The sequence below is a fragment of the Streptomyces sp. NPDC008079 genome, assembly GCF_042957385.1.
Taxonomy (GTDB): Bacteria; Actinomycetota; Actinomycetes; order Streptomycetales; family Streptomycetaceae; genus Actinacidiphila.
The window spans coordinates 168894-178750 of record NZ_JBIBIC010000017.1; the positions used below are offsets into that span (position 1 = coordinate 168894).

Below are 9857 nucleotides of genomic sequence, written 5' to 3' on the forward strand. Positions count from 1 at the left end.
TGGTCTCCATGACTACTGGGGCGGGTTGCCGTGCTTGCGCGACGGCAGGTCCGCGTGCTTGGTGCGGAGCATCGCCAGCGAGCTGATCAGCACCGCGCGGGTGTCCGCGGGGTCGATCACGTCGTCGACGAGGCCGCGCTCGGCCGCGTAGTACGGGTGCATCAGCTCGGACTTGTACTCCTTGACCATGCGCGTCCGCATCGCCTCGGGGTCGTCGGCCTCCGCGATCTGGCGGCGGAAGATGACGTTGGCGGCGCCTTCCGCTCCCATCACCGCGATCTCGTTGGTGGGCCAGGCGTAGGTCAGGTCGGCGCCGATGGACTGTGAGTCCATGACGATGTACGCGCCGCCGTACGCCTTGCGCAGGATGATCGAGATGCGCGGCACGGTGGCGTTGCAGTACGCGTACAGCAGCTTCGCGCCGTGCCGGATGATGCCGCCGTGCTCCTGGGAGACGCCGGGCAGGAAGCCCGGCACGTCCAGCAGCGTGACCAGCGGGATGTTGAAGGCGTCGCACATCTGGACGAAGCGGGCGGCCTTCTCGGACGCCTCGATGTCCAGCACACCGGCCAGCGACATCGGCTGGTTGGCGATGATGCCGACCACCTGGCCGTCGAGCCGGGACAGCGCGCAGATGATGTTGGTCGCCCAGCGCTCGTGGATCTCCAGGAACTCGCCCTCGTCGACGATCTCCTCGATGACCTTGCGCATGTCGTAGCCGCGGCTGCCGTCGGCCGGCACCAGGTCGAGCAGGACGTCGCCGCGCCGGTCGGCCGGGTCGTGGCTCTCGACGGCGGGCGGGTTCTCGCGGTTGTTCTGCGGGAGCAGCGAGAGCAGGTAGCGCACCTCTTCGAGGCAGGTCTGCTCGTCGTCGTACGCGAAGTGCGAGACGCCGGAGACCTCGGAGTGGACGTCGGCGCCGCCGAGTCCGTTCTGCGTGATCTTCTCGCCGGTCACGGCCTGGACGACGTCGGGACCGGTGATGAACATCTGCGAGGTCTCGCGGACCATGAACACGAAGTCCGTGAGCGCCGGGCTGTACGCCGCGCCGCCCGCGCACGGGCCGAGCATCACCGAGATCTGCGGGATCACGCCCGACGCCTTGGTGTTGCGCTGGAAGATGCCGCCGTATCCGGCGAGCGCCGAGACGCCCTCCTGGATGCGGGCTCCGGCACCGTCGTTGAGGGAGATCAGGGGCGCGCCGGCCGAGATGGCCATGTCCATGATCTTGTGGATCTTGGTGGCGTGCGCTTCGCCGAGCGCGCCGCCGAAGATCCGGAAGTCGTGGGCGTAGACGAAGACCGTACGGCCGTGGACGGTGCCCCAGCCGGTGATGACGCCGTCGGTGTAGGGCCGCTTGGCTTCGAGACCGAAGCCGACCGCACGGTGCCGCCGCAGCGGTTCCACCTCGCGGAAGCTGTCCTCGTCGAGCAGCAGATCGATCCGCTCGCGGGCGGTGAGCTTGCCCTTGGCCTTCTGGGCCTCGGTCGCCCGCTCGCTCGGCCCGCGACGGACCTGCTCGCGGATGGCGAGCAGATCGGCTACGCGACCGCGGGCGTCGTTCACGTCCGCACGCACCTCTTGCGATGTGGTCATGCCTCGACAGTACGAGCGGGAACCGAATAACGGGCCATCTACTTCGTACAGTGTCCGTCCGCACTTCATGGTGGATCCCAACAGAAGCGCATGCGGGCGGGGCCCCGCCGCCGGTCGGCCGGGCCCCGCTTCTTGTCGCTTTTTGCCCGTCCTTGACGGGCATTCGGGTCAGCGTCCGGCGACGGCCTCGGCCAGGGCGAGGACCCTGCGGGCCTCTTCCACGTGCAGATTCTCGATCATCCTGCCGTCCACGGTGACCACGCCTCGCCCCTGTGACGTGGCCTCTTCGAAGGCTTCGACGATCCGGCGGGACCTGTCGATCTCCTCCTGCGCGGGGGCGAAGATCCGGTTGCACGGTTCGAGCTGCGTGGGGTGGATCAGCGTTTTGCCGTCGAAGCCGAGCTGCCTGGCTTGTCGGGTCTCGGCTTCGAAGCCGGGCAGATCACGTACGTCGTTGTAGACACCGTCCAAGACGGCCTTGCCGCTGGCGCGGGCCGCGAGCAGGGCGAGGGACAGACCGGTGAGCAGCGGGGCCCTGCCCGGTACGTGCTCGGCGCGCAGTTCCTTGGCGAGGTCGTTGGTGCCCATGACGAGGACGGTGAGCCGCGGGGAGGCCGCCGCGATGGCCGCGGCGGCGAAGACGGCCCGCGGGGTCTCGATCATCGCCCAGATCGCGGTGCGGTCCGGGGCCCCGGCCCTCACCAGGGCCTCCTCGACCTCCCGTACGGTCTCCGGGGAGTCGACCTTCGGTACGACGACGGCGTCCGGGGCCGCTTCCGCCGCGGCCTTCACGTCGTCGGCGTGCCAGGGGGTGCCGGGCGCGTTGACCCGGACGGTCACCTCGCGGTAGCCGTACTCGCCGCTCGCCGCGGCCTCGGCGACGCGCTTGCGGGCGTCGGCCTTGGCGTCGGGGGCGACGGAGTCCTCCAGGTCGAGGATGAGGGCGTCGGTGGGGAGGGTCTTGGCCTTCTCCAGGGCGCGGTCGTTGGCGCCGGGCATGTAGAGGACGGAGCGGCGGGGGGTGATCCGGTCGTTCATCGGGTGTCCTCCTTCTCGGCCTGCCCGGCCTTCTCCACTTGCTCGGCCTTCTCCGATTGCTCGGCCTTCTCCGATTGCTCGGCCTGCTCCGCCTGCTCGGCGTTCTCCGCCTTCTCCGCCGCCGCGTAGGCGTCGGCCAGCTCCGGGTCGCGGGCGGCGAGGGCGTCCGCCAGTTCCGACACCACCAGGCACTGCTTGTACGTGGCGTCGTCCTGCATCTTGCCGTCGATCATCACCGCGCCCGTACCGTCGCCCATGGCGTCGATCACCCGGCGCGCCCAGGCCACGTCCTCGGGGGCGGGCGAGAAGACCCGCTTGGCGACCGCGATCTGCACCGGGTGCAGCGACCACGCGCCGACGCACCCGAGCAGGAAGGCGTTGCGGAACTGGTCCTCGCAGGCCGTCACGTCCTGGATGTCCCCGAAGGGCCCGTAGTACGGCAGAATCCCGTGCGCGGCGCAGGCATCGACCATTCGGGCGATCGTGTAGTGCCACAGGTCCTGCTGGTACGTCGCCCGGGGCGCGCCGTCGCCCTTCGGGTCCTCCCGCACCAGGTAGCCGGGGTGTCCCCCGCCGACCCTGGTGGTCTTCATCCGGCGGCTCGCGGCGAGGTCGGCCGGGCCGAGCGACAGCCCCTGCATCCGGGGGCTCGCGCCCGCGATCTCCTCCACATTGGCCACGCCGGTCGCCGTCTCCAGAATCGCGTGCACCAGGATCGGCCGTTCGACGTGTGCCTTGGCCTCGAGCTGCGCCAGCAGCCGGTCCACGTAGTGGATGTCCGCCGCGCCCTCCACCTTCGGCACCATGATGACGTCGAGGCGGTCGCCGATCTCCGTCACCAGCGTCAGCAGGTCGTCCAGCGCCCACGGCGAGTCCAGGCTGTTGATCCGCGTCCACAACTGCGTGTCGCCGAAGTCGTTCGCCTTCGCGACCGCCACCAGGCCCTCGCGCGCCGCCACCTTGCGGTCCGCCTGTACGGCGTCCTCCAGATTGCCCAGCAGCACGTCGACCTGCGGCGCCAGCGTCGGCACCTTCGCCGCCATCTTCTCGTTGCCGGGATCAAAGAAGTGGATCATCCGCGAGGGCCGGAACGGCACCTCCCGCACGGGGGCCGGTGCCCCCACGGCCAACGGCCGAAAGAAGTCCTTCGCCGAGCGCATGCCATCTCCCGTTTCATCGATCGAGGGTGGGGAGCCTACGTCTGTGCCCGCACGTATGAGCCCGCGCGCGCCCATCCGTACGCCGCTCACCTTATGACCGCGCCCCTCTCCGGGTTACCCGACAGTACGTGTGCCGTTCGTCACCGGCCCGTTTTCGATATCGGGCGAGATATACTCGACACCTAAGTTGATATCACCGGAGGTGCATCATATGAGCCGGACCGTGATCGACCTGGACGACGAACTGCTCGCCGATGTGGCCCAGGCCCTTGGCACGGGCACGAAGAGAGAGACCGTCAACACAGCCCTGCGTGAGGTTTTGGAGAACCGGAGACGAGCGCTCGCCCTCACGCGTTTGCGTGCCCAAGCCGCCAACGGGGCCTTCGACTTGGAGATCTTCGAGGACAAGACGAACTACCGCCGGTGAACGCGGCGCAGTTTCTGATCGACACCAGCGCCCTCGCACGGATCATGCGCGGCGACGCGGAGCAGTTCGGCTGGGACCAAGCGGTAGCGGCCGGTCTGATCGCCACCTGCCCGATCACCGAGTTGGAGTTCTTCTACAGCGCACGGTCGGCCGCCGACCGTGCGCAAGCCACCGCGGACATGCGCATGCTGTTCGGCTGGGTGCCCGTGGACGACCGCGCGTACGACCGCGCCTGGCAAGTGCAGGGCCTCCTCACGGAACGCGGAGAGCACCGCGGCGCCGGCGCCGTGGACTTGGTGGTCGCCGCCACAGCGGAACTGCAGGGCCTCACCCTCCTGCACCGCGACCGCGACTTCGAGCGCGTCGCGGCCGTTACCGGCCAGGCACTCCAGTGGTACGGGCCTCCGGCCGGGAAGTAGTCGGCCCCAGGGCAAGCCGGGCTCTGGGGGCCTCCTACGGGTCCACGGAGTCGGAGACGGTGGCCGAGTCGCCTCGGACGACGTAGATGGCGCTGCCCGGCGGGGACTCGTCCGAGCGGGAGCGGAGGTCGGCGAGGTCGAAGCCGGGGGGCCAGCGGGTGCCGGTCTCGGTCCAGCGGACGGCGGTGAGGTCGGCGCCGCGCAGGTCGACCGAGGTGAGGTCGGTGACGGTGAAGTCGTCCAGGAGCAGCGCCATCCGCTGGTCGTCGTGGGTGACCAGGTGAGTGGCGAACTGGCTCCGTACCAGGGCGATCCGGACCGCGCCGAGGATGCGGGCGGCGCGTTCGGCCAGGGCCCGGTCGAGGCCGGGGGCGGCGGCGATCTCGTAGGCCAGATCAGCCGTCCGCGACAGGTAGGAGTCTCCTCCGGCGGCCATCCCGTGCGTCGCCTCGCGGGCGAGTCGCAGAGCCTCCCTGAGATAGCCGTCCGCGGTCAGGGGCCGGCCGGGCGCCGGTTCAGCGCGCCCGAGGAAGGTCGCCGCACGGCGGAAAGCGCTGACGAACTCGGGTTCCCTGACCATATGCCGGGCGAAGTCGAGGACCGCCGCGAGCAGATCGACGCGGTCGAGGGCGCGCCCCCAGTCTCCGCCGTCGTCGTCCGCGAGGCGCTGTGCCAGGAAGACGGCCCGCGTACCGGCGGCGATCTGCGGCTGGCTCCGCACTTCCATGCGCCCGACGGCCGGGGTCAGCGTGGATTCAAACTTGGCCATGCCAGCAGGGAAGTTGACGTGCAGCATCGCCTCCACGAGGTTCGGACTCCTGGGCGGGGCGTACTTCGTGGTCGGGGCGGGTGGCGGCGGCGCGCCGGGAATCCGGTCCGGGTCCGGCGCGGGGAGTACGGAAGCGAGGCCCGCGTCGACGTCGAGGGGCACGTCCTGCGTGAGAGCCGCGTGGCGGGACTGGAGCAGCACCTCGGACAGACCCGCCTCGATGTCGAGGACGGCGTCGAGGTCCCCGGCAAGGGAGCGGGCGTGCTCCGCGAGCAGCCACTCGTCGTGGTGATGTTCAGCCGTCACCGGTCGTCCTCCTCGGCGAGGAGACGCACGGCGGCGCGCCGCGCCTTCTTCAGACTGGCGCGTACGGCCTCGGGAGTCATCGACAGTTGCTCGGCGATCTCGGCGGGCGCGTACCCGTCCAACGTCCAGGCCAGGATCTGCCGTTGGCGCGGCGGAAGACTCCGGAGCAGGGCGAGCGTCACATGCCGCTCCTCCCAGTCGGCGTACGCGTCCGGACGCGGCAGCAGCGAGGTGGGTTCCGGCACCTCGTCCACCGGGTCCTCCCGGACCGCCGCCGTCTTGCGGGCGAGCGCGCGGGCGGCGACGGTGCGGACGTACGCGCGCGGAGTGCGGACCGTGGTCCAGTAGCGGTGGACCTGGATCATCGCCTCCTGCGCCATGTCGGCCGCGACGGCCAGCGCGGCCCCGTGGTGCAGCAGAAAGACGACGAGGCCGCGTATCTCGGCGCGGTAGAAGTCCGAGAACTCTTCGTCCACGGTGCCGCGTACGCGCTCGGGGGCGCCGGTCTCCCCCGGTAAGCGCTGTGCCGACGCGGTGGTCGGCGGTTCATGGTCGGTCACGTGCTCTCATCGTCCCTTCGGCCCGCCGCGCGGCTGATCGTCAGGTGGAGCCGGTGGCCGCCACCGCGTGCGTCGTCCAGTTCCAGCCGGTCCCCCGCCCCGAGGCCGTTGACGGCCTCGGCGAGATACGCGGCGCGCGCGTGCTCGTAACGCGCCCGCCAGCGCAGCCGCAGCCAATACCCCAGCAGCGCGCACCCCTTGGCCGTGAGAACCGAGAGAACGGTGACGGCAAGCGTGGCCCGGTCCATGGTGTCCCTCCCCGAGGGGCCGTGGATTTCGGCCCGCTACAGAAGAAGAGGCGCGGGACCGTACCCCGCGTGAACCCGTACAACCGGACTGTACGAGCCGGACGAGGGTGGCGCGGGTTTGGGACGGAAATAGAGATCGCATGCCCTACGGAAAGCGACCACGAAAAAACTCAGCGTGGCGCGTCATCGGCGCCACGGTCGGCCAGTTCAGGCGTGCGAGCGGTATGTCGCAGCAGCGGCTCGCCGACGAGGTGAATCTCAGCCTGGACCAGATCGCATCGATCGAGCAGGGCCGCAGACCGCTCGGCCTGCGGCTGGCCCGCCAGCTCGACCAGTTGCTCCGCACGAGCCAGACGCTGGAGGTGGCCGTCGCCGAAGTCCCGCAGGCGGAGCGGTATCCGCTGTTCGCGCAGGACTACATGGAGGAGGAGCCGCTGGCGCTGAGCCTGATGTCGTACGAAAACGCCCTGGTACCGGGCTTGCTCCAGACCGAGGAGTACATGCGGGCGGTCTTCAACGAGCAGTTTCCGCCGCTCAGCCCCGACGAGGTGGAGCAGCGGGTAGCCGACCGGCTCGTCCGACAAGCAATGTTCGAGCGCAAGCCGTCGCCGCCGCTGATGTCGTACGTCCTGGAAGAGGCTGTGTTCGACCGGCCTCTTGGTGGCAAAGCGGCCATGCGCCGCCAGATCCAGCGTCTCAGGGAGGTGGCTGACCTCCCCTTCAGCTGTCTCCAGGTCATGCCACGAGACCGCCCGCACGCTTCCCTCGCCGGTCCCATGGTGCTCCTGGAGACCCCCGCCCACGAGCACTTGGGCTACTTCGACGCACACGGCTTCAGCGTGCTCGTCGATGATCCGGATGAAGTCAGCGTGCTCCATCAGAGATATGCGATGCTGCGTTCACAGGCCCTCACTCCTGAGGAGAGCAAGCGCCTGTTGGACGATTTGCTAGGAGAGCAATGAACCACGTTGTACGGCCGCAGCCCTCCCCCGACCTGATCTGGTTCAAGTCGAGCCACAGCAGCGGCGATGGCGGGAACTGCGTCGAACTCGCCTACGACTGGCGCAAGTCCTCGTACAGCAGCGATGAGGGCGGCAACTGCATCGAAGTCGCCGCCGGATGGCACAAGTCCTCACACAGCGGCAGCGAAGGCGGCAACTGCGTCGAGGTCGCCGCGCATCCGCAGGCGATTCACATCCGCGACTCGAAGGACCCCGAGGGCCCGGCGCTCACCGTCACGCCCGCCGCGTGGTCGGCGTTCGTGACGTTCGCCGCCGCGCAGCAGCCCGCGCTCTGACGTATCGGGCGACACGTCCGACGGATCGCCCGCACGGCGTGAGTGCGGGCGCCGCCGTTGCGGTCCTAGACTCGGCTCATGGGTAGGACCGACCGCGCCAGCCGGGTGATCGCGGCACCACCGGCGACCATCTACGGCGCCCTCATCGACCGCGACTCCCTCGAAGCCTGGCTGCCGCCGGACGGTATGCGCGGCCGGATCGAGCACTGGGACCCCCGCCCCGGCGGCGGCTTCCGTATGGTGCTCACGTATCTCGACGCGGCCGACAGCCCGGGCAAGTCCTCGGACGCGACGGACGTCGTCACGGTCGCCTTCACGCAATTGGTCCCGCACCGCCGCGTCGTCCAGCAGGCCGTCTTCGAGGCGGACGACCCTCTGTACGCGGGCACCATGACGATGACCTGGTCTCTCACGCCCACCGACGACGCCGGCGACGCCACCGAGGTCGCCGTCACCGCCACCGACGTACCGCCCGGTATCGACCAGGCCGACCACGAAACCGGCATCGCCTCCTCGCTCGCCAACCTCGCCACGTACGTCGAACCGATCGGCTGACCGGCCCCGGCTGGGCGAGTGGTACGCAATCGTTGCAGGTAGAGGGTTGTCTCCTGCCGGTAGGCCCTGTGTACTCGGCGGCATGAGTGACAGACAGCCACCTCCATACGACGGCGACAACGGCGGACAGTCCGGCCCCTGGGAGCACAACCCGCAGGGGCAGCAACAGCCCAACCCCTATGGCCAGCCCGGCCCTTACGGGCAGGGACCCATACCGTCCTACCCCGGCGGCGGCCAGCCTGACGTCGCGAACTACGGTCAACAGCCGACCGGAATGCCCCCGTTGGCCAACTGGGGGGCGCGGGCGGGTTCGTATCTCATCGACGCGCTCATCCTCGGTGTCCCGTACGCGATCCTGCGCTTCGGCATCGGCGGCACGGCCGGGGCCCTGCTGGGCGCGGTCGTCGCCCTGGCCGGTTCGATCTACTTCTCCTACATGGAGGGTACGACCGGGCAGACGCCGGGCAAGAAGGTCGTGGGCACCCGCACGCTGCGCGAGGCGGACGGCCAGGTCCTCGGCTTCGGTCTGGCCTTCGGCCGGCGCCTGCTGCACATCCTGGACGCTCTGCCCTGCTACCTCGGCTTCCTGTGGCCCGCCTGGGACGCCAAGAAGCAGACCTTTGCGGACAAGATCGTCCACTCCGTCGTCATCAAGCCCTGACCCGCACCCTGTTGTCCGTGTGCCCCGGCCCTGCCGCCGGGGCGCCCGGACACGGATAGGCCCGCCTCCATGGACTGGGACCGCGAACGTCCCTGGCGCGACAACATATGGGTCCGCCTCGCGCCCGCCGTGCTCTACGTCGCCGTGTGCCTGTTCTGGCTGCCCGCCCCCACCGTCCCGCTCGTCGGCGGCATGGCCGGCGGCTTGGTGTTTGCGTGGCGAGACCTGAGAAGCCGGCGGCACATCGCCTCAGAGACCGGGCTCACCCCCCGGCAGGTCACCGTGGCCGCCCGCCTCATGCGCAAGGAGGTCATCCCCTCCGACCCCGCGGCCCGCCACGCCATGACCCTCCTCCTGCACCGCCAACGCCGGGCAGCCCGTACCACCCGCCGTCTGACGCTCGCCCTCGCCACCCTCTTCGCCGCCCTGGGCGCCGCCGTGCTCCTGTGGGGCCCCACCGCCAAGGACCTCGCCGCCATCTACCTGGCCCTCGCCGCCCTCCTTCTCCTCACCGCCCTCCCCTCCACCCGCCGCACCACCCACCGCCTGGCCCGCACCGAAGCCCACCTCACCCCGCCCCCTCCCCTGTTGGAGCAGTGATCCGCAGGCCGCGACCACCTGTTCCGGTCATCGGGAACCCCGCCGCAGTTCCCACACGTCACTCATGACCGAGGTGAAACAATGCCCCGGAGCTGACGGGGACCACGGGGGTGCTGGGGCATGGCAGGGCGTCCGACGGATTGGGATGTGCTGGATCTGGACCGGGATCCGGTGCCGGGTGATCCGTTCGAGGTGAAGGAACTCGCGCGGAAGCTGGGGGA

At 69.9% G+C, this 9857-nt stretch carries 13 protein-coding genes; 7 read left to right on the forward strand and 6 right to left on the reverse strand.

Annotated elements, in window-relative coordinates:
• Positions 1-12: 12 nt before the first annotated feature.
• The 3 genes from ACFZAM_RS28895 to ACFZAM_RS28905 form a co-directional block, all read right to left on the reverse strand.
• Entirely contained in the window at positions 13-1596 is a 1584-nt protein-coding gene (locus ACFZAM_RS28895; RefSeq protein ID WP_391050372.1) for a carboxyl transferase domain-containing protein, read from the reverse strand.
• Between the two features lie 168 nt (positions 1597-1764).
• On the reverse strand, positions 1765-2634 hold the full coding sequence (locus ACFZAM_RS28900) for a CoA ester lyase (protein ID WP_355349394.1): 870 nt from the start codon (positions 2632-2634) through the stop codon (positions 1765-1767).
• On the reverse strand, positions 2631-3794 hold the full coding sequence (locus tag ACFZAM_RS28905) for an aldolase/citrate lyase family protein (protein WP_391050373.1): 1164 nt from the start codon (positions 3792-3794) through the stop codon (positions 2631-2633). The genes ACFZAM_RS28900 and ACFZAM_RS28905 overlap by 4 nt, the downstream gene beginning before the upstream one ends.
• A gap of 211 nt (positions 3795-4005) precedes the next feature.
• Here ACFZAM_RS28905 and ACFZAM_RS28910 point away from each other — a divergent pair, with 211 nt between their 5' ends.
• On the forward strand, positions 4006-4221 hold the full coding sequence (locus ACFZAM_RS28910; RefSeq protein WP_355349388.1) for a type II toxin-antitoxin system VapB family antitoxin: 216 nt from the start codon (positions 4006-4008) through the stop codon (positions 4219-4221).
• Entirely contained in the window at positions 4218-4640 is a 423-nt protein-coding gene (locus ACFZAM_RS28915; protein ID WP_391050374.1) for a PIN domain-containing protein, read from the forward strand. Before ACFZAM_RS28910 ends, ACFZAM_RS28915 begins: the two co-directional genes overlap by 4 nt.
• A gap of 34 nt (positions 4641-4674) precedes the next feature.
• Here ACFZAM_RS28915 and ACFZAM_RS28920 read toward each other — a convergent pair whose 3' ends face one another.
• The 3 genes from ACFZAM_RS28920 to ACFZAM_RS28930 are packed head-to-tail and all read right to left on the reverse strand — an operon-like array spanning position 4675 to position 6523.
• Entirely contained in the window at positions 4675-5715 is a 1041-nt protein-coding gene (locus ACFZAM_RS28920; protein WP_391050375.1) for a hypothetical protein, read from the reverse strand.
• A complete protein-coding gene (locus ACFZAM_RS28925; protein ID WP_355349379.1) occupies positions 5712-6275 on the reverse strand; it encodes a sigma-70 family RNA polymerase sigma factor in 564 nt (187 codons plus the stop codon). Before ACFZAM_RS28925 ends, ACFZAM_RS28920 begins: the two co-directional genes overlap by 4 nt.
• Entirely contained in the window at positions 6272-6523 is a 252-nt protein-coding gene (locus ACFZAM_RS28930) for a hypothetical protein (RefSeq protein ID WP_355349376.1), read from the reverse strand. Before ACFZAM_RS28930 ends, ACFZAM_RS28925 begins: the two co-directional genes overlap by 4 nt.
• 140 nt (positions 6524-6663) lie before the next feature.
• On the opposite strand from ACFZAM_RS28930, the gene ACFZAM_RS28935 reads away from it, so the two are divergent.
• The 5 genes from ACFZAM_RS28935 to ACFZAM_RS28955 all read left to right on the forward strand — a co-directional run bounded on the left by ACFZAM_RS28935 (position 6664) and on the right by ACFZAM_RS28955 (position 9636).
• Positions 6664-7485 (forward strand): Scr1 family TA system antitoxin-like transcriptional regulator, encoded by an 822-nt coding sequence (locus ACFZAM_RS28935; protein WP_391050376.1) that lies wholly within the window; start codon positions 6664-6666, stop codon positions 7483-7485.
• Entirely contained in the window at positions 7482-7820 is a 339-nt protein-coding gene (locus ACFZAM_RS28940) for a DUF397 domain-containing protein (protein ID WP_391050377.1), read from the forward strand. The genes ACFZAM_RS28935 and ACFZAM_RS28940 overlap by 4 nt, the downstream gene beginning before the upstream one ends.
• A gap of 78 nt (positions 7821-7898) precedes the next feature.
• Entirely contained in the window at positions 7899-8375 is a 477-nt protein-coding gene (locus ACFZAM_RS28945; RefSeq protein ID WP_391050378.1) for an SRPBCC domain-containing protein, read from the forward strand.
• 82 nt (positions 8376-8457) lie between these two features.
• Entirely contained in the window at positions 8458-9036 is a 579-nt protein-coding gene (locus ACFZAM_RS28950; protein ID WP_355349367.1) for an RDD family protein, read from the forward strand.
• Between the two features lie 69 nt (positions 9037-9105).
• Positions 9106-9636, forward strand: a complete 531-nt coding sequence (locus ACFZAM_RS28955) for a hypothetical protein (protein ID WP_391050379.1) — start codon at positions 9106-9108, stop codon at positions 9634-9636.
• The last annotated feature ends 221 nt before the right edge of the window (positions 9637-9857 follow it).

What these genes read in the sequence shown, in the direction of transcription:
- ACFZAM_RS28895 (WP_391050372.1), bottom strand. Translation starts at nt 1,596, where the DNA reads ATGACCACATCGCAAGAGGTGCGTGCGGACGTGAACGACGCCCGCGGT.
- ACFZAM_RS28950 (WP_355349367.1), top strand. Translation starts at nt 8,458, where the DNA reads ATGAGTGACAGACAGCCACCTCCATACGACGGCGACAACGGCGGACAG.
- ACFZAM_RS28905 (WP_391050373.1), bottom strand. Translation starts at nt 3,794, where the DNA reads ATGCGCTCGGCGAAGGACTTCTTTCGGCCGTTGGCCGTGGGGGCACCG.
- ACFZAM_RS28900 (WP_355349394.1), bottom strand. Translation starts at nt 2,634, where the DNA reads ATGAACGACCGGATCACCCCCCGCCGCTCCGTCCTCTACATGCCCGGC.
- ACFZAM_RS28945 (WP_391050378.1), top strand. Translation starts at nt 7,899, where the DNA reads ATGGGTAGGACCGACCGCGCCAGCCGGGTGATCGCGGCACCACCGGCG.
- ACFZAM_RS28910 (WP_355349388.1), top strand. Translation starts at nt 4,006, where the DNA reads ATGAGCCGGACCGTGATCGACCTGGACGACGAACTGCTCGCCGATGTG.
- ACFZAM_RS28940 (WP_391050377.1), top strand. Translation starts at nt 7,482, where the DNA reads ATGAACCACGTTGTACGGCCGCAGCCCTCCCCCGACCTGATCTGGTTC.
- ACFZAM_RS28930 (WP_355349376.1), bottom strand. Translation starts at nt 6,523, where the DNA reads ATGGACCGGGCCACGCTTGCCGTCACCGTTCTCTCGGTTCTCACGGCC.
- ACFZAM_RS28955 (WP_391050379.1), top strand. Translation starts at nt 9,106, where the DNA reads ATGGACTGGGACCGCGAACGTCCCTGGCGCGACAACATATGGGTCCGC.
- ACFZAM_RS28935 (WP_391050376.1), top strand. Translation starts at nt 6,664, where the DNA reads ATGCCCTACGGAAAGCGACCACGAAAAAACTCAGCGTGGCGCGTCATC.